The organism is Streptomyces sp. NPDC005195, assembly GCF_040608315.1.
GTDB classification, from domain to species: Bacteria; Actinomycetota; Actinomycetes; order Streptomycetales; family Streptomycetaceae; genus Streptomyces; species Streptomyces kaempferi.
Map to the genome: position 1 here is coordinate 191,116 of NZ_JBEXHZ010000004.1, position 20,257 is coordinate 211,372.

At 71.1% G+C, this 20,257-nt stretch carries 19 protein-coding genes and 2 pseudogenes; 12 read left to right on the forward strand and 9 right to left on the reverse strand.

Annotated elements, in window-relative coordinates:
• The first annotated feature begins 59 nt into the window (after positions 1 to 59).
• Positions 60 to 590 (forward strand): hypothetical protein, encoded by a 531-nt coding sequence (locus ABZV34_RS07135; protein ID WP_356272098.1) that lies wholly within the window; start codon positions 60 to 62, stop codon positions 588 to 590.
• 672 nt (positions 591 to 1,262) lie between these two features.
• Positions 1,263 to 2,297, forward strand: coding sequence for a helix-turn-helix transcriptional regulator (locus tag ABZV34_RS07140; RefSeq protein ID WP_356272100.1), 1,035 nt, complete (start codon positions 1,263 to 1,265; stop codon positions 2,295 to 2,297).
• Here the strand turns inward: ABZV34_RS07140 and ABZV34_RS07145 are convergent.
• The gene (locus ABZV34_RS07145; RefSeq protein WP_356272102.1) at positions 2,260 to 3,243 is read right to left on the reverse strand and encodes a helix-turn-helix transcriptional regulator; all 984 of its coding nucleotides are present in this window, start codon (positions 3,241 to 3,243) and stop codon (positions 2,260 to 2,262) included. The genes ABZV34_RS07140 and ABZV34_RS07145 overlap by 38 nt on opposite strands.
• Positions 3,244 to 3,386: 143 nt before the next feature.
• Here ABZV34_RS07145 and ABZV34_RS07150 point away from each other — a divergent pair, with 143 nt between their 5' ends.
• Complete coding sequence (locus ABZV34_RS07150) at positions 3,387 to 3,638, forward strand: hypothetical protein (RefSeq protein ID WP_356272104.1); 252 nt, start codon at positions 3,387 to 3,389, stop codon at positions 3,636 to 3,638.
• Positions 3,639 to 3,678: 40 nt separating this feature from the next.
• Positions 3,679 to 3,975 carry a (2Fe-2S)-binding protein gene (locus ABZV34_RS07155; RefSeq protein ID WP_356272341.1) on the forward strand — a complete coding sequence of 99 codons (297 nt, stop codon included), beginning with the start codon at positions 3,679 to 3,681 and terminating at the stop codon, positions 3,973 to 3,975.
• 170 nt (positions 3,976 to 4,145) lie between these two features.
• On the opposite strand, the gene ABZV34_RS07160 is transcribed toward ABZV34_RS07155, so the two are convergent.
• Positions 4,146 to 4,559 carry a TIGR03618 family F420-dependent PPOX class oxidoreductase gene (locus tag ABZV34_RS07160; RefSeq protein ID WP_356272106.1) on the reverse strand — a complete coding sequence of 138 codons (414 nt, stop codon included), beginning with the start codon at positions 4,557 to 4,559 and terminating at the stop codon, positions 4,146 to 4,148.
• A 171-nt stretch (positions 4,560 to 4,730) separates the two neighbouring features.
• Here ABZV34_RS07160 and clpB point away from each other — a divergent pair, with 171 nt between their 5' ends.
• The gene (clpB, locus tag ABZV34_RS07165; RefSeq protein WP_356272108.1) at positions 4,731 to 7,328 is read left to right on the forward strand and encodes an ATP-dependent chaperone ClpB; all 2,598 of its coding nucleotides are present in this window, start codon (positions 4,731 to 4,733) and stop codon (positions 7,326 to 7,328) included.
• Between the two features lie 360 nt (positions 7,329 to 7,688).
• Positions 7,689 to 8,225 carry a YbjN domain-containing protein gene (locus ABZV34_RS07170; RefSeq protein WP_356272110.1) on the forward strand — a complete coding sequence of 179 codons (537 nt, stop codon included), beginning with the start codon at positions 7,689 to 7,691 and terminating at the stop codon, positions 8,223 to 8,225.
• Between the two features lie 27 nt (positions 8,226 to 8,252).
• Here ABZV34_RS07170 and ABZV34_RS07175 read toward each other — a convergent pair whose 3' ends face one another.
• From ABZV34_RS07175 to ABZV34_RS07200, 6 genes and pseudogenes are all read right to left on the reverse strand, one after another.
• Positions 8,253 to 9,356 (reverse strand): glycosyltransferase family 39 protein, encoded by a 1,104-nt coding sequence (locus tag ABZV34_RS07175; RefSeq protein ID WP_356272343.1) that lies wholly within the window; start codon positions 9,354 to 9,356, stop codon positions 8,253 to 8,255.
• A 205-nt stretch (positions 9,357 to 9,561) separates the two neighbouring features.
• Positions 9,562 to 9,660: pseudogene (locus ABZV34_RS07180) on the reverse strand (aminotransferase); the annotation flags it as partial.
• Positions 9,659 to 9,919: a Txe/YoeB family addiction module toxin gene (locus ABZV34_RS07185; protein WP_356272112.1), complete on the reverse strand. Its 261-nt coding sequence runs from the start codon at positions 9,917 to 9,919 to the stop codon at positions 9,659 to 9,661. The gene ABZV34_RS07185 and the pseudogene ABZV34_RS07180, both read right to left, overlap by 2 nt.
• Positions 9,920 to 9,928: 9 nt before the next feature.
• Positions 9,929 to 10,186 (reverse strand): type II toxin-antitoxin system prevent-host-death family antitoxin, encoded by a 258-nt coding sequence (locus ABZV34_RS07190; protein WP_307044807.1) that lies wholly within the window; start codon positions 10,184 to 10,186, stop codon positions 9,929 to 9,931.
• Between the two features lie 71 nt (positions 10,187 to 10,257).
• Entirely contained in the window at positions 10,258 to 11,454 is a 1,197-nt protein-coding gene (locus tag ABZV34_RS07195) for a pyridoxal phosphate-dependent aminotransferase (RefSeq protein WP_356272114.1), read from the reverse strand.
• Between the two features lie 478 nt (positions 11,455 to 11,932).
• On the reverse strand, positions 11,933 to 12,922 hold the full coding sequence (locus tag ABZV34_RS07200) for a LysR family transcriptional regulator (protein WP_356272116.1): 990 nt from the start codon (positions 12,920 to 12,922) through the stop codon (positions 11,933 to 11,935).
• A 249-nt stretch (positions 12,923 to 13,171) separates the two neighbouring features.
• On the opposite strand from ABZV34_RS07200, the gene ABZV34_RS07205 reads away from it, so the two are divergent.
• Complete coding sequence (locus ABZV34_RS07205) at positions 13,172 to 13,504, forward strand: hypothetical protein (RefSeq protein ID WP_356272118.1); 333 nt, start codon at positions 13,172 to 13,174, stop codon at positions 13,502 to 13,504.
• Positions 13,505 to 14,758: 1,254 nt separating this feature from the next.
• Here ABZV34_RS07205 and ABZV34_RS07210 read toward each other — a convergent pair.
• Positions 14,759 to 15,214: pseudogene (locus tag ABZV34_RS07210) on the reverse strand (AAA family ATPase); the annotation flags it as partial.
• A 23-nt stretch (positions 15,215 to 15,237) separates the two neighbouring features.
• Here ABZV34_RS07210 and ABZV34_RS07215 point away from each other — a divergent pair.
• The 5 genes from ABZV34_RS07215 (at position 15,238) to ABZV34_RS07235 (ending at position 20,018) form a co-directional block, all read left to right on the forward strand.
• Entirely contained in the window at positions 15,238 to 15,624 is a 387-nt protein-coding gene (locus ABZV34_RS07215; protein WP_356272120.1) for a tyrosine-type recombinase/integrase, read from the forward strand.
• Between the two features lie 178 nt (positions 15,625 to 15,802).
• Positions 15,803 to 16,102 carry a hypothetical protein gene (locus tag ABZV34_RS07220; protein ID WP_356272122.1) on the forward strand — a complete coding sequence of 100 codons (300 nt, stop codon included), beginning with the start codon at positions 15,803 to 15,805 and terminating at the stop codon, positions 16,100 to 16,102.
• Between the two features lie 523 nt (positions 16,103 to 16,625).
• Entirely contained in the window at positions 16,626 to 17,168 is a 543-nt protein-coding gene (locus tag ABZV34_RS07225) for a DUF2617 family protein (RefSeq protein WP_266700463.1), read from the forward strand.
• Positions 17,169 to 17,411: 243 nt separating this feature from the next.
• On the forward strand, positions 17,412 to 19,055 hold the full coding sequence (locus ABZV34_RS07230) for a polyamine aminopropyltransferase (RefSeq protein ID WP_356272124.1): 1,644 nt from the start codon (positions 17,412 to 17,414) through the stop codon (positions 19,053 to 19,055).
• A gap of 87 nt (positions 19,056 to 19,142) precedes the next feature.
• The gene (locus tag ABZV34_RS07235) at positions 19,143 to 20,018 is read left to right on the forward strand and encodes an SRPBCC domain-containing protein (RefSeq protein WP_356272126.1); all 876 of its coding nucleotides are present in this window, start codon (positions 19,143 to 19,145) and stop codon (positions 20,016 to 20,018) included.
• Positions 20,019 to 20,257: the final 239 nt, after the last annotated feature.

Consider the following 20,257-nt stretch of genomic DNA (forward strand, 5'->3'; position numbering starts at 1 on the left):
TACGTATCTCACGGCCCGGATGAACCGTTCCGGGCCGGTCGGGCTCTCACCGGGAGACCGTGCCCGACGCGTTCGTACTGGAGGCGCCCGTGGCCATGATCGGCCTGTTCTGGATCACCGGGAAGAGTGTGTACGTGGGTGCCGAGCCCGCGGGGAGCGGGCGCGGGGTACGGCTCACTCCCGAGGGCCTCGAGGCGGTGGGCACGGACCACAGGGGCTTCTGGGCGTGGCGGGACGTGCGCGCGCTCACCGTGCACGACGTGCAGGTGCGCTCCAGTACCCGATGGCTCGTCAACAGCGTGACGGACACGGTCCTCGACCTGGCGACGGGCGGCGGTGAGGCACCGCCCGCTTTCGGACTCCATGTCGGCACGGACGAGGAGAAGGCCGAACTGACGGTGTACGCGGCGGCCGTCGGGGGCTATGTGCAGTCCGAGTACGAGCTGTCGCTGGACCTGTTGAACCGCTTCGTCGAGGGCACGGCGCACGTGGCACGCCTGTTGGAGTGGGGGAGCGCCGAGGGCGACGGTGTCACACCCTGGCGGGCCGCCCGGGAGGCGCTCCTCAGGAGCTGGGCCACGGCTGTCTGAGGCGAGCCCCCCGCGGGAGCGGGAGGTGGAGGTGGTGAGCGCGGTGCCGGGGTGGCGCTCTCCCGGGAGACTGCCGGAGCCACCGTCCCCGAAGTCCCCGCCCGGGGCTTCGCGTTCGGGGCGGCGGTCACCGGTCCGGGCGCGGCTGAACGCGCCCCGCGCACTCGTTGCGCCTCCGGAGGCCCCGTAGCCGGCGCCCGTGCCGCCCCAGGGGTTGTGCGCACCCCCAGGCCATACGCGCCCCCTCAGGCCGTACGCGCCCCCGGGGCCGTCCCCGCGCGCCACCTCCCGGGCCGTGCCGCACGCCGCCCCGGGGAACTCACCGGCACCTCCGCCGGTCCGCCGCTCCCTCCCGGGGTGGATGCCCGCGCGCGGGGTCACCTCGGCATGATCGCGCCCGCGGCGGGCTCCGGCGGCACGGGGTGGAGCGGTGTCGCCGTCATGTAGTTGCAGGGCGCCGTGCGGAGGTGGGTAAATGTCCGGACGTATGCGGGCGAGAGGGGGCGCGCCGGGGTCGTGCCCGTGTTGCGATGGCGGTCGGGGCCGCGCATAGTTGCGCTGCGGAAGACGCGGGCCACGGGTCCCGCAGTGCGGAAGTGCTCCGCCGTGGACGGTGCGCAGCGTCGCATCACGGAGGTTGCCGGAGCCGGAGGTTGGAGCCAGGGGTGGGAGATGGCCGGGCACGGGGCGGACAGGCATCCGCACGGCGCTGACCGACTGTGCGACGCCGGGGACCGGGTGTACTCCCGGGCCGTGCGGCGCGGGCGGGTGCCGCGCGGTGACGCGGAGGCGGTGCCCTGCCTGGTCGAGCTGGCGCTGCTGCACCCGGACCCCGACGACATGGGGTGGCTGGTGCCGACCTCGCCGCAGGAGGTCATGACGCGGCTGATCCGGGGTGTGTACGAGGAGATCAGCGCGAGTCAGACGCGGGTGGGCGACGCGGTGACGGCGTTCGAGTGGTACGCCGGGCTCGGTGGCCGCGTGCAGGCGCGGGCCGAGGGGGTCGCGATCCGTGTCCTCGACGGGCTGCCCAGGATCCGGGCCGCGATGGACGAGGCGACCGAGGCGTGCACCAGCGAGGTGCTGACGGTGCAGCCGGGCGGCATCCGCCGCGAGGACGAGCTGTCGGAGGGCCTGCACCGGGCGCTGGAGATGCGCAGGCGGGGCGTGCGGATGCGGGACCTGTACACGCATGTGGCACGGCACGGCCAGGGCCTGCACAACTACATGGAGATGATGGGGGGCGCGGCGGAGGCCCGGACGCTCGACGAGGTGGTGGAGCGGCTCATCCTCTTCGACCGCAAGGTGGCGTTCATCCCGGCCAACGACGACCGCACGATCGCGCTGGAGCTGCGGCACCCGGCGCTGGTCGACTACCTGGTGACGGTCTTCGAGAGGCTGTGGCGGCTGGCGATCCCGCTCGCCGCCCCGCTGCCGGAGACCGGCATCGACGGCATCACCCATCGCGAGCGTTCGATCGCCGCGCTGCTCGCCGAGGGACACCAGGACGCGGTGGTCGCCGAGCGGCTGGGGATCAGCGTGCGGACCTGCCGGGCGCACATCGCGCGCCTCTCGGAGACCCTGGGAGCGGCGAGCCGTACGCAGTTGGGCGTCCGGATCGCGCAGGCGGGGCTCGACGGGCCGCCGCGCTCCCCGGAGCCGCTGCCGGTCAGTGCTCCTGGTCCAGAATCCCCGACTGGGCGATGAGATAGCCGAGTTGCGCCCGGCTGCCGCTGCCGAGCGAGGTGGCCAGCTTGGCGACATGGGCGCGGCAGGTGCGGACGTTCATGCCGAGGCGGCGGGCGATGGCCTCGTCGACGTGACCCTCCACCAGGAGTTTGGCGATGGAGTACTGGATGTTGGTGATGCCGCCCGGGGCGCTCTCGTAGGGGGCGCCGGCGGAGAGCGGGACGGCGCGGCCCCAGATGAACTCGAAGACCTTGATCAGGTAGCGGACGAGTCCGGGGTGGCGCAGTTCCAGGGCGACCTGCTGGTCGTCGCGGGTGGGAATGAAGGCGACGCTCTCGTCACAGACGATGAGGCGCTCCACCAGCTCGTCGATGGTGCGGTACTCGACCTTGCCGTCGGAGAGCTGGGCCACGTACGCCAGTTTGTCCGGACTGTGGCGGGCGGTGTGCTGATACAGCGTCCGGATCTTCACACCACGTTCGATCAGCGGCCGGTCGCGCTCCAGTCCCTGGAGGAGACTGCGCTCGGAGCCGCGGTCGCTCGGCTGGATCGTGAGCATCTCGTGCTGGCACTGTGCGGTCGCCAGGTTCAGCGCCGCGTTGATGCGGTCGCCGCCCTCCAGCACCGTGATGGAGGGGGTGGGCGTCGTTCCCTGGACGCTGAGAGCCATGAACGGCTCAAAGGCGTCACTCAACTCGACGGAGAGGCGTCTGCGTTCGGTGATCTCGTGCTCTATGGGGTTGAGTCGCTGGGCGAGGGCCACCGAAGGGGGCACCGGTCGCAGCCAGTTCGCGTCGTCGGGATCGGGGTGGAGGAGCGAGAGTTCCATCAAGCAGGGGGCGGGCTCCACGTCGGCGCGCGCGATACGTCCTGTGCGCAGCGCGGTCGCGTAAAGACGGCCTCCGTCCTCGCACAGCCGGGTCACACTGTGGGGATGTGTCGCATTCGACTGATGTGTCACCAAAACTCCACCCCCCAGGGTCCTGAACGTGCAGGAACATGATGCATCGATTATGTGGCCACGACGTGCCCGAATGAGCCATCGTCTTATTCGACGGGGGAAGACGGGACTTTCAAGTGAGGACGAAGCCGACTATGCGTAACAAAATGCTTCGCTCGGTGCTTGTCGCCGCCTTCTCCGCCGTGGTGGCATTCGGAGCAGTGGGCGGCCTCTCCGGGGCGAAGGGCGATGTGCTGGCGGACAGTCACTGGCCGTCGGTGGCCGCGGACAGTGTGCTGGCGGACAGTCACTGGCCGTCGGTGGCCGTGGACAGTGTCCTGGCGGACAGTCACTGGCCGGCGCCAACCCCGAACGACGTGGTGGTGACTCCGGCGGCGGATGACGGCTCCGGGAGTTGACGTGACGACGCCCCCCGACGACCGCTCCTTCCGACGCGAGATGGCCACCGCCTACCGCTCCGGCTGGCACTTCATCGACCTGGCGACCGCGATCCCGCACACCGGGGATTCGCTGATGGTGACCGTGTTCGGAGAGCCGGTCGTCGTCACCCGGGACGAGGACGAGGACCTACGGGCGTACCGGTGTCTGCGACGGCCGCGCGGCGCGCCGCAGCCGGTGCGATGTGCCATCCGGTACGGAATGATCTTTGTGAACCTCGATCAGCGTGACCATCAGCTGGCCGAGCCGGAAGCCCCGGACGTACAGACCATCTCAGCCACCCCCCGCAGTGCCTGACGCGATTCCCCCGTCGTAGTAGATCGCGCAGGTACTTCCCCCCGCAGCGGCGTCACCGTGACCTGAACACGGTGACGCCGCTGCAGTTTTGGGCGAAACATCCTGGTATCGGAGCCTCGTCCCCCGGTGCGGCCTCCGTCGCGGAGGCCGGAACCGACCGTCCGGCGGAATCAGCCGCGCCCCAGCGCCGAGGTCAGTCTGATCTCGATCACCACCCGGGCCGGGTTGGGCGAAGGCGTCCTTTTGTACCGCTCCGCGTACCGCCGCACCGCCTCCGCGACGCGCGACGGTTCGGCGGAGACGGTCGCGCGCCCCTCCAGCGTCGCCCACCGCCGTCCGTCCACCTGGCAGACCGCGACCCGGGCGCCGCCGGGCCCGGCGGCCGTCACGTGCCCCACCTTCGCGCTGGACCCGCCGGTGATGACCCGGGCCAGCCCGGCCCCCGGATCGTAGGTGACCCCGACGGGAACGACGTGCGGGCTGCCGTCCGCGCGGAGAGTGGTCAGGGTGCACAGGTGCCGCTCCCGCCAGAAGGCGAGGTAGGCGGGATCGGGATCGTGCGGGTCCACCGGATATGCGGCCATGGTCCGAAATGTAGCCCGCCCGGTTCGCCGTAAGCCGCCCCGGGCTCACCTTGAGTGGAATAGACTCAACTTTGTGTACGTTGGCTGAGTCAGTCCGTACGGGAACTCCGTACGCGAAGTCCGTACCGGAAGTCTGTTCAGGAAGTCCGTGCACAGGAGGAGAACGCGAACGTGGACGCCGAGCTGACCAACAGGAGCCGGGATGCGATCAACGCGGCCACCGGCCGGGCCGTGTCCGAGGGGCACCCGGACCTGACCCCCGCACACCTGCTGCTCGCGCTGCTCGGGGGGCAGGACAACGAGAACATCATCGATCTGCTGGCCGCCGTCGACGCCGACCAGGCCTCCGTACGGGCCGCCGCCGAGCGCGTCCTGGCCGCCCTGCCCAGCGTGACCGGGTCCACCGTCGCACCACCGCAGCCCGATCGCGAGCTGCTCGCGGTCATCGCCGAGGCGGCCGGCAAGGCCAGGGAGCTCGGCGACGAGTACCTGTCCACCGAGCACCTGCTCATCGGCATCGCCGCGAAGGGCGGCCGGAGCGGGGACGTACTCTCGCAGCAGGGCGCCAGTGCGAAGAAGCTGCTGGAGGCGTTCCAGAAGACCAGGGGAGGGCGCCGGGTGACGACCCCGGATCCCGAGGGCCAGTACAAGGCACTCGAAAAGTTCGGTACGGACTTCACGGCCGCCGCGCGTGACGGCAAGCTCGACCCGGTCATCGGCCGGGACCAGGAGATCCGCCGGGTCGTGCAGGTGCTGTCCCGGCGCACCAAGAACAACCCCGTCCTCATCGGCGAGCCCGGCGTCGGCAAGACCGCCGTCGTGGAGGGCCTCGCCCAGCGGATCGTGAAGGGCGACGTGCCCGAGTCGCTCAAGAACAAGCGGCTCGTCTCGCTCGACCTCGGCGCCATGGTCGCCGGGGCGAAGTACCGCGGCGAGTTCGAGGAGCGGCTCAAGACCGTCCTCGCCGAGATCAAGGGCTCCGACGGGCAGATCATCACCTTCATCGACGAGCTGCACACGGTGGTGGGCGCGGGCGCCGGCGGCGACTCCTCCATGGACGCGGGCAACATGCTCAAGCCCATGCTCGCCCGCGGTGAGCTGCGCATGGTCGGCGCCACGACCCTCGACGAGTACCGCGAGCGGATCGAGAAGGACCCCGCCCTGGAACGCCGCTTCCAGCAGGTCCTGGTCGCCGAGCCGAGCGTCGAGGACACCATCGCGATCCTGCGCGGACTCAAGGGGCGCTACGAGGCCCACCACAAGGTCGTGATCGCGGACAGCGCGCTGGTGGCCGCCGCGACCCTCTCCGACCGCTACATCACCTCCCGCTTCCTGCCCGACAAGGCCATCGACCTCGTCGACGAGGCCGCGTCCCGGCTGCGCATGGAGATCGACTCCTCCCCCGTCGAGATCGACGAACTCCAGCGCTCCGTGGACCGGTTGAAGATGGAGGAACTCGCGCTCAGCAAGGAGACGGACGCCGCCAGCAAGGAGCGTCTGGAGAAGCTGCGCCGTGACCTCGCCGACCGGGAGGAGGAACTGCGCGGGCTGACCGCCCGCTGGGAGAAGGAGAAGCAGTCCCTCAACCGCGTGGGTGAGCTCAAGGAGAAGCTCGACGAGCTGCGCGGCCAGGCCGAACGGGCCCAGCGCGACGGCGACTTCGACACCGCCAGCAAGCTGCTCTACGGCGAGATCCCCGCCCTGGAGCGGGACCTGGAGGAGGCCTCCGAGGCGGAGGAGGAAGCCGCCGGAGACACGATGGTGAAGGAAGAGGTCGGCCCGGACGACATCGCCGACGTCGTGGGCTCCTGGACGGGCATCCCCGCCGGGCGGCTCCTGGAGGGCGAGACGCAGAAGCTGCTGCGCATGGAGGAGGAGCTGGGCCGCCGGCTGATCGGCCAGAGCGAGGCCGTGCAGGCCGTGTCCGACGCCGTACGCCGCACCCGCGCCGGAATCGCCGACCCGGACCGGCCCACCGGATCCTTCCTCTTCCTCGGCCCGACCGGCGTCGGCAAGACCGAACTCGCCAAGGCCCTCGCGGACTTCCTCTTCGACGACGAGCGGGCCATGATCCGCATCGACATGAGCGAGTACGGCGAGAAGCACAGCGTCGCCCGGCTGGTCGGCGCCCCGCCCGGCTACATCGGGTACGAGGAGGGCGGCCAGCTCACGGAGGCCGTGCGCCGGCGCCCGTACAGCGTCGTCCTGCTCGACGAGGTCGAGAAGGCACATCCGGAGGTCTTCGACATCCTCCTCCAGGTCCTGGACGACGGGCGGCTGACGGACGGGCAGGGACGGACGGTCGACTTCCGCAACACCATCCTGATCCTCACCTCGAACCTGGGCAGCCAGTTCCTGGTGGAGCCGCTGACCTCCGCGGAGGAGAAGAAGCAGCAGGTGCTGGAGGTCGTCCGGGCCTCCTTCAAGCCGGAGTTCCTCAACCGGCTCGACGACCTGGTGGTCTTCTCCGCCCTCGACGAGCAGGAGCTGGAGCGCATCGCCAGGCTCCAGATCCAGCGCCTCGCCGAACGGCTGGCGCAGCGCCGGATCACCCTGGAGGTCACCGACCCGGCCCTGGCCTGGCTCGCGAGCGAGGGCAACGACCCGGCGTACGGTGCCCGCCCGCTGCGCCGCCTCGTCCAGACCGCGATCGGCGACCGGCTCGCCAAGGAGATCCTGGCGGGCGAGGTCAAGGACGGCGACACGGTCCGGGTGGACGCCTTCGGGGACGGCCTGATCGTGGGGCCCGCGACCGGCAAGACGCTGTGACGCCGGCGCGCGCGGCCGCTCGGCACGGGTAGGCGCCGGAGGTGACGCGCGGGAGCTGACGCGCCGGACGTGACGAGGGCGGGTGACCCCGCCCTTGTGCCGGACCCCCATCGTTCACGTTCGTGAACGATGGGGAGTCGGGCGGGGAGCGGGACGGCACCCCGCCCGACTCCCCGCCGGGTCCGTGCCGCCGCGGGCCCCGGGCCGCCGTACCGGGCTCAGCGCCCCCGCCACGACGGATTCCGCCCCCGCCGCCGTTGACGAGAACATGCCGCCCCGGCCGACAGGCCACGTCAGGGGTTGCCACTCCCCGCCCCGGATGGGGGAGGATGGCGGTATCCGTACGAAGGGAAATACACGGTGAGCATCGACCCGTCCTCGATTCCGAATTTCGGGGGCCAGCCCGAGCCGCAGCCCGGCGGACCGGCGGGCCCCGTCGTCCCGGATCAGGACCTCGTGAAGCAGCTCCTCGACCAGATGGAGCTGAAGTACGTCGTCGACGACGAGGGTGACCTCGCGGCGCCGTGGGAGGAGTTCCGTACGTACTTCATGTTCCGCGGCGAGGGAGACCAGCAGGTCTTCTCGGTGCGGACGTTCTACGACCGGCCGCACCAGATCGACGAGAAGCCGACGCTGCTGGAGTCGATCGACGACTGGAACCGCCGCACGCTGTGGCCGAAGGTCTACACCCACACGCACGACGACGGCACCGTCCGCCTGATCGGCGAGGCGCAGATGCTGATCGGCACCGGCGTCGCCCTCGAGCACTTCGTGTCGTCGACGGTCAGCTGGGTGCGGGCCGCCATCGAGTTCGACAAGTGGCTCGTCGAGCAGCTCGGCCTGGAGCAGGAAGTGAACGAGGCGGACAAGCCCGAGGACCCCGAGGGCGACGAGTAAGTCCTCCCGCTGGTTTTCCGCCAGGTTCTACAGCGGCGTGTGCGCGATGACGACGAGATACGCGCCGTAGGCGAACGAGAGCCCGGCCAGGGCGCCGACCACCAGGACGGCGTGCCAGGGCCGGGCTCTTGCCGTCCGCACCAGCGCCCGGGCCAGCGGCAGCAGCAGGGGGAACGCGGGCAGCAGGAAGCGCGGCTTGCACTCGAAGAACCCGGCGCCGCCGAGCGCGATCAGCAGCAGGACGCCGCTGTGGACGAGCAGCGGCAGCGGGGCCCGGTCCGCGATCAGCAGCGCGTACAGCAGCACGGCCGCCGCCACGATCACCAGCGACATGGGGAACACGAAGCGGTCCCCGCGCAGCAGCAGGTGCTTGACGAAGCGCAGCGCGCCCACGCCGAAGTCGAAGCGCGAGCCCCACAGCCGCTGCACCTCGAAGTACCCGCCGAGCGGATCGCCCCGGCGGTGGCCCACCCACAGCACATAGCCGCACCAGCCGAGCGGTGCGAGCGCGGCGCCCGTCCACAGGCTGTGGGGAACTTTCCGGCCGCGCCGCCGCCAGACCTCGCAGGCCGCCGCCGCGAGGACCGCCGCGGCGACCGCGAAGCCGTTCGGCCGTGACAGGCCCGCGAGGGCCGCGAGCGTGCCGGCCCACAGCCAGCGTCCGGTGAGCACCGCGTACAGGGACCAGGCGGCGAAGGCGGTGAGGACGGGCTCGGTGTACGCCAGGGACAGCACCACCGAGTGCGGGAGCAGGCCCCAGAGCAGGACGAGCGCGATACCGACGGCGCGGCCGTGCAGCCGGGCGCCGACCGCGTAGATCCCGCACGCGGCGGTCGCCGCGGCCAGCCAGGACACCAGCAGCCCCGCCGCGCCCCCGCTGAGCGGGGTCACCGCCGTCACGGCCCGGACGAGCCCCGGGTACAGCGGGAAGAACGCCAGGTCGCTGTGGACGACGGTGGGTCTGAGGTGCTGGGCGCGTACGTAGCCGTGTGCCGCGATCCCCAGGTACCACAGGGAGTCCCAGGAGCGTCCGAGCAGGGCGAGGGGGTGCTTGCCGTGAGCCCGCGCGATCGCGGCGAGCACCAGGGCACCGGCGAGCCGGGCCAGGACGAACAGCCCCAGCGCGTACACCACGGCGGGCACGTTTCGCCCGGACCGCGCCGCGCGGGCGCGGTCCCCGTCAGCGGGCTTCTGGACAGCGGGAGCCGGAAGGGTACTGGCGTGGGTCACACCCGAACTCTGTGTCCCCTACGGAGCGTTCGCGAGCGTTGCGCGTCCGCGCGGGTGCGGCGTTCCCCGCGTCGGCGCGCCGCCCGCGGGAGCGGTGCCCCGCGTGCTACCGGGCGGCCCGCAGCCGCTCGACGGCCGCCTCCAGCACCTCGGTCCGCTTGCAGAACGCGAACCGCACGAACGGCGCGCCCTCCTCCCGGTCGTCAGCTCTCGTAGTGGTAGCGGCACTGTGCGATGAGGACACCGTCGTCGGTGGCTTTGTGGATGAGTCGGTGTTCATCGTTGATGCGGCGCGACCAGTAGCCCTGGAATCCGTGTTTGAGCGGTTCCGGTTTGCCGATCCCCTCGTTGCCGTTCCGGGCGGTGTCCGCGATGAGCGTGTTGATGCGCTTGAGGATCTTCCGGTCCTGAAGCTGCCACCACAGGTAGTCCTCCCAGGCACGGGAAGAGAAGGTGATCTTCACCCGTGGCCCCTATTCTTCCGTCGCCAGCTCGCGCACGGTGCCGCCGCCGTTTTCCAGCTCGTCGATGGACGCGAGCAGGCGCCGGGCGTTCGCCGGACTCCGCAGCAGGTACGCCGTCTCCTTCAGGGACTCGTAGTCCTCGAGGGAGACGATGACGACCGGCTCATGTCCGGCCCGCGTGATGACGACCTCTTCGCGGTCGTCGGTGACGGAGTTGAGCACCTCGGCGTACCGTGCGCGCGACTCGGAGTACGTCATGGTCTTCACGATCGAACCTCCTTTAGCGTACAAGAAATTGTACGTCGGTCCCTGTGGTGCGGGCAAGCGCCGGACGACGGTCAGTGCGCGAATGCCTTGCGGAGCCGTTCCGCCGCGTCCGTCAGCACCTCGGTCCGCTTGCAGAACGCGAACCGCACGAACGGCGCGCCCTCCTCCCGGTGGTCGTAGAAGACCGCGTTCGGGATGGCGACGACCCCCGCGCGCTCCGGGAGGGAGCGGCAGAAGGCGACGCCGTCGTTCTCGCCGAGCGGGCGGATGTCGGCCGTGATGAAGTACGTCCCGGTCGGCCGGAAGACCTGGAAGCCCGCGTCGGCGAGGCCCGCGCCCAGCAGATCCCGCTTGGCCCGCAGGTCGCTGCGGTGCGCCGCGAAGTACGTGTCCGGCAGCGCGAGCGCCTCGGCCACGGCGTACTGGAACGGTCCCGACGCCACGTACGTCAGGAACTGCTTCGCCGACCGTACGGCGGTGACGAGGTCCGGCGTGGAGGTGATCCAGCCGACCTTCCAGCCGGTGAAGGAGAAGGTCTTGCCCGCGCTGCCGATGGTGACGGTCCGCTCCCGCATCCCGGGGAAGGAGGCCAGCGGCACGTGCTCGGCCTCGTCGAACACGAGGTGCTCGTACACCTCGTCCGTCACGACGAGCAGGTCCCGCTCGACGGCGAGCTTCGCGATCTCGCCGAGCTCCGCGCGGGAGAGGACGGTGCCGGTGGGGTTGTGCGGGGTGTTGAGGAGCAGCAGCCGGGTGTTGTCCGTGACCGCGTCGCGCAGTTCGTCGAGGTCCAGCCGGAAGCGGCCCTCGTGCGGGCGCAGGGTGACCGGGATCCGGGTGCCGCCCGCCATCGCGATGCAGGCCGCGTACGAGTCGTAGTACGGCTCCAGCGCGATGACCTCGTCGCCGGGCTCCACCAGGGCCAGCAGGCTGGCGGCGATGGCCTCGGTGGCGCCCGCCGTGACCAGCACCTCGCGGTCGGGGTCGTACGACAGCCCGTAGTGGTGCCGCTGGTGCGCGGCGATCGCCGTCCGCAGCTCGGGCACACCGGGGCCCGGCGGGTACTGGTTGCCGCGTCCGTCGCGCAGCGCCCGTACGGCCGCCTCCCGGATCTCCTCGGGGCCGTCGGTGTCGGGAAAGCCCTGGCCGAGGTTGATCGAGCCGGTGCTGAGCGCCAGGGCCGACATCTCGGCGAAGATCGTGGTGCCGAACTCGGTGAGTCGGCGGTTGAGGAGCGGACGGCGGCCGTTGGAGGTCATGCCGGTCATCCTGCGCCCACGCTGGGGAGTTCCTCAACTCAGCGGCCGTCCGGCCCCGGCCCGCACCCCGGCGCCCGCTCCCTTCGTCCTGCGCCGTGTGGGGGGATCCCGCCCGAGAGCCGGCCAGGCGGTGCGAGGTCGCGGCGACCGCCTCGGGGACCGTTCACGCTTCTGATGCTCAGGAGTTCCTCAACTCACCTTCGCTGAGGGGCGCCTGCGCCGGTGCAGCACGACCCGCCGCTGAGCAGGGGGAGGGCCGTCGTGGACTGTCGTCGTCTGTCGTGGTCGTCCACCCTCGGACGGCCCACAGACGGCCCAGCGCCGGCAGTCCTTGAGCCGTGGGCTGACCGCAGCCTCCCGCTCTAGCGGGCACCGCTGGGGCACGGGCAACTTCTGATCCGTAGCTCTATAGAGATCGGTCATCAACGGCCATACAGGCTGCCGGAAGGGAGCTGATGACGACCGGCGGTCACGTGGGTGCTGAGTGTCATCGCCGTCCGGGGGCGTTGATGTCAACGGAGGAAATGTCCGCAGTGGGCCTGCGGCTGGACGTCTTGGCTCGCCGGCTCGGCACGTTCCTTGGTCTTACCGGGTTTGCTGGGGACTCTTCGCACCCCCCAATGGGTGCACACGCCTGTACCACGGCTGCCGCGGTCGGGTGCCAGGGGCGGGCGGCGGGGCCGGTGAGTACCAGGGCGCGGGTGAGGCGGGGTCGCAGCGGGACGAAGACAGTTCCCGGCGTCAGCAGCGCCCGCGCCAGCCCCGGCACGATCGACACTCCCACCCCAGACCGCACCATGGCCACCAGGGTGGCCAGTTCGCGGACCCGGTGGGTCGGCCGGAACGGCACCCCGACCCGCCGATGCGCCTCACGGATGTAGCGCTCGCACCCGCAAAATAGGAATGCGTCGTCCTGTAGCTCGTCCGCCGCGACGACCTGCTCTCCGGCCAGCGGATGGTCGGCCGGCAGCAGCGCACCGTACGCGTCCGCCGCCACCCGCACGCTCCCGGCGGGCGGCGCAGACGGGTCGACCAGCACGGCAAGGTCCAGGGTTCCGGCCTCGAGCCAGTCGGTGATCTCGTCGTCCTGGCCCTCGAAGACTGTTACCGATACCCGCGGCAGTTCTTGCCGCCAGCGGGTGAGCAGGTCCGGTAGCAGTGCCTGGCAGACAGTCGGCGGGGCGCCCAGCCGGACGGTGCCGGACGGCAGGCCGTCCCGCTGCGCCGCGAGGTTGTTGATGGCGTCCGCGGCGGCCAGCGCGGACCGGGCGTGAGGGAGCAGCCGTTCCCCGAATGCCGTCGGGCGGGGAAGGCCCCTGTCTCGGACGAGGACCGGGCCGCCGAGCTCCCGTTCCATCGCGGCCACGGTGTGCGAGACGCCGGATTGGCTGATGCCGAGCTGTTCGCCAGCGGCGCCGAAGCCGCCCGCGTCGAGGACGGCGGTGAACGCCCGGAGTTGGGCGAGATTGATGTTCATGAGTCTCTTTCATGGCAGCCGAGCGCTACTTGTTGGACTCATGCTGGCGGGCCGCGCAGCATGGCGTTGAGGCAGGTCGACGCGACGGAAGGCTTCGCACCATTACGTCTCAGTCCGCGAACCGTGCCGGCGTCCTTGGCCCTTCCTTCGCGGCCTGACCCAGTCCGCCTGCCGCCTCGTGTATTTAGCAGCCTTCCTGGCCCGCGACATGACACGTCGCGGGTCGAGGAACCAATGAAGGGTTAGTGAATGTCAAGGATCAAGCGAGCTGCGGCTGCCATTCTCTTGGCAGGGACCGCGACAACCGGCGTGCTCGCATTGGGCGCAGGGTCCGCTTCGGCGAGCACCACCAACTGGCTCGTCCAGAGCTACCACTACAACGGCGCGTGGGGCAGCCCGGTTCAGTGGCAGGTTGACCAGGCGTGGCAACTTTGCCAGGCCGAAGTGAACAACCAGCGGGAAATGGAATTCAATCGGGAGGCGGCGGGTGGGCGGGGCCAGTACGGTTTCTGGTGCGCCGACGGGGGCACCAACGCTGACGGGAGCGGCAAGGTGAACGAGTGGGAGTCGTACACGCCCTGATAAAGGCAAGCTCCTGACGCCAGGGCCGGCGGCCGGGCCGGAGCGGGACGAAGGCAGGAGCGTCGGCCCGAGGCGCCGGGCCGCGCTGCTGCCGCGCTCTGCGCGGCGGGAGCGCCTTGATGAGGTTGAGAAGTCCGTAACCTTGGTCTCTCCGCGCTTCGTGTTCCGTCCCCTGGCTTGTCGCTTGTCTTGTCGCTTGTCGGCTCGCAGGTCAGAGGCCGTATCGGATGCCCCTGCGGTGCGACTTCGCCTGAGACGACAAGCGACAAGCGACAAGCGACAAGCGACAAGACAAGCGGCCGCCGGCAAGGCACTGTTGACGGCTCCGCGGGAGAAGAGCATGAAGGAGCGGCCTACGGCCGCGTGCTTCTTGGCAGCTCGCTACGCTCGCGCGGCAACCGCCGTAGGGGCGAAGGCCGCGAGTGCCCCCCAGGGCGTTTGGACCTCCTTGCATGGGGCGGAAACCCCCGGACGCGCGAACGGCCGCCCGCGGCCCCATGGAGGAGCTGCGATGCGGCAGTTCGCGCGTTCTTACGCGCGCGTGCGCGTAGGGCCCCTGCCGGGAAACCGTGGCAACTTGGAAACTCGCAGGCCAGAGACGGTTGCAGGGGGTCAACCGGCGTTATCGATGCAACCGGCGGCTGCAACTGCCCCAAATCGGGCGGGATGACGGCCGACGCAAGAGCGCGCACAAGCAAGAGGAGCACGCCTCGCCTGGCGCGAGTGGTGCTCCTCTTGCTTGTGCGCGAGAACGGCATTCCAAGGGGCAGACGGCAGGCTCGGGTCAGCGTTGCCGGGCCCCTCCCGCTCCGTGCCACTCACCACGGCTCTTCAGGAGGGGGGCGGACGGCCGCATGCACCGCGATCGCCCCTCCTGAAGAGCCGTCTTTCACTCTCTTACTAGAGAGTTGAGGGGAAACAGCGTCCGCCGAGCATCGCCCACCCCTCTGACCTGCACCGTTCCTGCGGACGCTAAACAAAATGTGTAGCGTCCGCTAGCGTCCGCAGCGTCCAGATACGCTCTGTTACTGACAGCGTGTTTGCGCAGTTCAGGGCCACTTTTGGTAGAGCTGGGTCGCGGACGCTAACGGATGCTGGCGAGTCGGAAACGCTGAAGAGACCACCCTCGCGCGGGGGCGCGGATGGTCTCTTCAGGCGGGACAGTCGACTGCAACGGCGCCGGCCACGCGCCGGAGGTCGCGAGCGCGAGCACAGCGAGCTGCCAAAGGTCGCGCGGCCGTAGGGCGCACCTTCCTAATCCCTATCCAGCCGAGCGGACTCTTCCAGCGCTTTCAGTACCGAATCGGGGTTGCCGTCGTAGACGAGGTGTGGCTCATCTGGCCCTGGAGGCACGAAGCGATTTCGGTAGCGGAGCAGATCGCTTTCGGCGAAGTAGATCGAGTTGGGATCGTCGGCATGCTGCGCATTGCGCTCGCTCACACGGGCCCAGAGTTCTTCGTGGCTCGCTTCCAGGTAGACGAGCACTGTGCTTGCATCGGCGTCGGTCGCGATCGAGCGCCAGTGGGCAGGGTCGGCGGGTGTCCAGAAGCCGTGGTCGACCACCACGTCATGCCCGTACCAGAGCAACTCGCGCAATTCCCCGGAGATCTCTTCGAGTATCGGGCGTTCGAGAGTCGGAAAGACGCCTCGCGGGAAGTCGACCCCGTACACACCATGTCGGCGAAACATCTCTTCATCGGGACAAAGCCTGACGAAGTCGCGGGCTGTGGGACGTGCCGGAGGGCAAGAAGGTGTCCGCCCGGCTGATCTTTACGGCCGAGCTAGGGGGCATGGTGTGGCGCAGCAATTTCAACGGCAAGGAGTGGAAGCCTGCTCTTGCTGCCGCGAGCCTCATTGCGGAAGCGGACGAGAACGGCAAGTACGAGTCGGCGCGCAAGCACGGCATGCACGCGCTCCGGCACTTCTACGCCTCCGCGTTGCTGGACGCGGGAGAGAACATCAAGGCCGTGAGCGAGTACATGGGGCACGCTGACCCGGGGCTGACGCTGCGGGTGTACGCCCACCTGATGCCCGACAGCCGCAAGCGGGCCCGCCGCGCCATCGACATGGTGTTTCAGCGTGTCTCCCAGGAAGATCACGGCCCACAGACGGCCCAGTAGGGCGCGGACGGCCGCTGAACTGCTCTTTTGTGCAGGTCAGGGGCCGTTGCCCTGAGAGAAGCCTCTGAAGTTCCTCAACTCTGCTTTGGGCGGCGGAGGGCGGGGGCATTCCCCTGTCACGCACGACGCGAGGCGCCCACGGGGGGCCGCTTCGGGGGAACGAAAGGAGGGTGGCGCCATGATCATCGGCATCATCCTGGCGGTCTTCTTCATCGTCCTGATCGGCGGCCTCAGGGCCAACCGCCGCGGCCGCGGGAAGGCCGGTTCGGTGAGGGCGCGGAGCTCCGGCTCGCGCGGGAGCCTCCTGGGGGGCGGCACCGGCGGTGGCGGCAGCTGGTGGGCCGGCGGGGGCGACTCGTCCGGCGGCGGGCACCACGGGGGTCATCACGGGGGTCACTCGTGCGGCGGCGGCGGTCACTCGTCGTGCGGCGGCGGGTCGTCCTGCGGTGGCGGCGGCGGATGCGGTGGAGGCAGCTGACACGGGGCAGCCGAGCTCCACACGGACCACGCGTCCGCAGCACGCGCGGGTGCCCGCCGGGACCACTTCCGGCGGGCACCTCCGCGTACCGGGCCGGGCCGGGAGGTGGCGCCGGGGGTGCGACCGGGAGGGTGGTGCCGGGGTGCGGCCGGGAAATTTCACGAGGAATCGTCGGGCCCGCGGCGAGCTTCCCTTCATGAGCCGTTCGGGGGGCTTTCCGGGGGCCGTGACCGGCGCGTGTTGCCGCGCTCCCGGAGGCCGGACCGGGCTTCCGTTTCCGCGCGCCCGGCGCACGGCGTGGTTGAACAGTTGAACTGCGGAGCCCCCGGGGGGATGGAAACCCTACGAAGTTGGGTAAAAACGCTGTGGTGGCACCACAGTTCATGATTCCCTCTAAAACGCCAACGCGGCCCTCGGATCGTCCCTTCCTGACAGGGCCGACCGGGCTGACCGGGTCGATCCCCCCGTACCGACCGGTTGCGCCGGACCCCCACCTCCCTTTGCGTGCTAGCGGAGCCGACCCATGCTCACGACCCTGAACACCGCCTACACCGACACGCGCGCGGCCGACCTCGCGTGGGCCCTGGGGCGCGAGCCGTTGCCCGCGCTCGCCACCCTCGACCTCGAACTCGACGGAGCGAGACTGCAGTTGCGGCTCCTCGGCGCGTCCCACCAGGTCCTCCTGGAGGAGGAGCGGGGCAGCTGTTCGGAGACCGTCGCGTGCATCGCCGGCAGCAGCACGCCCCTTCCTCTCGGCGTGGCCAAGCGGGTCGGCGACTGGGAGTACGAGTTCGCGGCGCGCGTCGAGACGCTTTCGTGCGGCTCCTTCGCGGGGCGCGCCCAGGAACTGCTGGCCCTGGTCTCCGACCACCCGAACGGACTCGTCGGCGTCTTCCCCGGCAGCCCGCACGCCTTCACCGCCCTGCTGGCGCAGCGTCACGAGGGCCAGGTCCACTGGCGTACGTGGCACGCGTACCCGCAGGACGGCCAGCTGGTGGCGACCCGGACGAGGGTGGGGGTGCGGGTGGCGGCCGAGGCCGATCTGCTCAGCGCGTCCGGCGTGTGAGGCCGTGCGGGGTCGAGTCGGGCCGTCCGGGGCCGTGTGACGCCGTGCGGATCCGAGTGAGGCCGTGCGGGTCCGGGTCCCTGGGGACAGGGCCGTTGAGACGAACCGCGGGACCGGGGCGACGGGCCCCCGACGGGCCGCGTACCTGCCCCGTAGCTGCGCCGGCAACCGTATACGGGCGTGCGCCAGATCCACACGTGTGGGTGACGAGGCGTAGTGCCGGTGTGACGTAGCGTTCCCAGCGTGATCGAACCGCACGCGCCTGCTCCCCCCGGCGCGCCGCCGCCCTGGGGCCTCCAGGGCCAGGCGCGGCTGCCCGTCCGTCCGGGCACCGGCCGGTTCCTCGTCCTCGCGGGCGTGTTCGTCTGTGCGGCCTGCGGACTCGTGTACGAACTCGAACTCGTCGCACTCGCCTCCTACCTGGTCGGCGACTCGGTCACCCAGGCCTCGGTCGTGCTGTCCGTCATGGTCTTCGCCATGGGGGTCGGCTCCCTCGCCGCCAAGCGTCTGCGTCTCTGCGCGGCGGCCGGCTTCGGCGCGGTCGAGGCCGCGCTCGCGCTGGTCGGCGGATGCAGCGCGATGGCCCTGTACGCCATGTTCGCGTGGACCGGTGGCTGGGGCGGCGTCTGGGCGGGCGGGTCCCAGTACCTGCTGGCCGCCTTCTCGCTCGCCATCGGCCTGCTGATCGGCGCCGAGGTGCCCCTCCTCATGGAGCTGATACAGCGCATCCGCCGCCAGGACCCGGGCGGGGCGGTGGCGGACCTCTTCGCCGCGGACTACGTCGGCGCCCTCGTCGGAGGCCTTGCCTTTCCCTTTCTGCTGCTGCCCCAGCTCGGGCAGCTGACCGGCGCCCTGCTGACCGGGGCGGTGAACGCGCTGGTCGGCGGCGCCCTCGTCCTCGGCCTGTTCCGCCGGGACCTGAGCAGGCGCGGGTGCTGGCTCCTGCTGATCGCCAATGTGGTGGTCCTCGGCCTGCTCGCCGCGGCCGCCGTACTCGTCGACGACTTCGAGCACGCGGCACGGCAGGCGGTGTACGGCAGGGACGTGCGGGTGGCCCTGCGGACCGGCGTACAGGAAGTGGTCCTCACCGGCGGCACGCACGGACATCCGCTCGGCCTCTTCCTCGACGGACGTCTGCGGGTCGGCGGCCGTGACGAGCACCGCTACCACGAGGCTCTGGTGCACCCCGCGATGAACGGGCGCCGCGCGCGCGTGCTCGTCCTCGGCGGCGGCGACGGACTCGCGGTCCGCGAGGTGCTGCGCTATCCGGACGTCCGCCGGGTCGACGTGGTCGATCGCGACGCCGGCGTGGTGAGGCTGGCACGCCGCGACCCGGCCCTGTCGGCGCTCAACGGCCACGCGTTCGACGACCCGCGGGTGCACGTGTTCACCGCTGACGCCTTCTGCTGGCTGCGCGGGGACCCGCCCCCGTACGACGTGGTGATCTCCGACCTGCCGGACCCCGGGATCACGGCGAGCGCGAAGCTGTACTCGCAGGAGTTCTACGGGCTGACGCGCCGGGCGCTGGCCGACGGCGGGCGACTGGTGGTGCACGCCGGACCGGTCTCCTCACGCCCCCGTGTCTTCTGGACCGTCGAGGTGACGATGCGGGCCGCCGGCCTGCGCGCCGACCCGTACCGCGTGGGCGGGCGCGACTCCGGTTCCGCGGCCGGACCCGACCGCACGGCGGGTGTGGCCAGGGCCCCGCGCGACTGGGGGTTCGTCCTCGCGTCCGCCAGGGGTACGGCCCTGCGCCTGGACCCCCGCGGGCCCGCTCTGCGCTCGCTCACCCCGCGGAACCTCGCGGCGGACGCACGGGCCGTGTGGCTCACCCGGATCACGGGAGAGGCGCCGTCCACGCTGGTGCATCCGCGCTACTCCGACTGACACGGGGGGCGGGGGAATGGGGGAATGAGGCGGGAATCCCTTGATACGCGGGTGCGGTTCGCACCGGCCTGGGTAGGCTCGGCCGACATGGAGCATGAGGTGTTCGTTCCGGTTCTGGCCGAGCGGCTGAGAGAGGCGCTGGCCGATCCCGCGCGGGTGGCCCGGGCGGTACCCGGGCTCCAGCAGGACGCCGGCACCGCGCCCGTCTCCGGGCGACTGCGCGTCCGCGTCGGCGGCCACACCATCACCTATCGCGGGGCGGTGCGGGTCGTCGCCCAGGACGACGGCGCGTACGCCGTCGAGGGGGACGGCGCGGAGGCCCGTGGCACCGGGACCGTGAAACTCGCCCTCACCCTCCGGCTGGCGCCGGCCGAGGGCGGCACCACCCTCGTCGTCACGGGTACCGCCACGGCGGACGGGCGCCTGGCGGAACTCGCTCCGGCCACGGTCGCCGCGGCGGCGACCCGGCTGCTGAACCGGTTCGCGGAGAATCTGGCGGCCGGGACGGAGGACGCGTCCGCGGCCGGGGACGGATCCGGTTCCGAGGGTGAGGCCGGGGCCGGGGACGGGGCGGGCCTTGAGGCTGAGGTCGAGGACGGTTCCGAGAGGGGTTCCGGGGGCGAGTCCGAGGACGGGGGCGACGTGACGCACTCCGTCTTCGACGCCGAGGTCCCGCCGCCGTCCCTCGATCCCCTTGCCGGGGACGACCAGGAACCGGCTCCGACGGGTCCGGGCCCCGTGGGCAGGGAGGACTCCCTCGCCGAGGCGGCGCACGCGCGGCGGACGATGATCGGGCGCAGCGCGGAGGAGGTCGACCACGCGCCGCCGCGGGGGCGTTACGCGCCGGTGCCGGCGCCGGAGGCCGATGGCGGGCGGGCGGTGCTTCGTTGGGCGGCTCCCGCGGCGGCGGTCGTCGTGGCCTCGGCGATCGTTGTCACCCGGGCGCTGCGCAAGCGGCGCTGAGCCCCTTTCTTGCCGGGGTGCCCGGTGTCCGTACAGGGGGATCCGCCCCCGCACCCCGCGAGGAGCTCCGCCCCCTAACCACCTGCGAGGCTCCGCCCCCGCACCCCGCCAAGGGGCTGCCGCCCCCTGGCCCCCCGCATCGCCCGAAGGGCTCGTCCTCAAACGCCGGACGGGCTGACGATGCGGGGCCGCGCTGGGGGGTTCCGGGCAGGAGGGAAGGTTCCGGCCGGGGCCGTCTC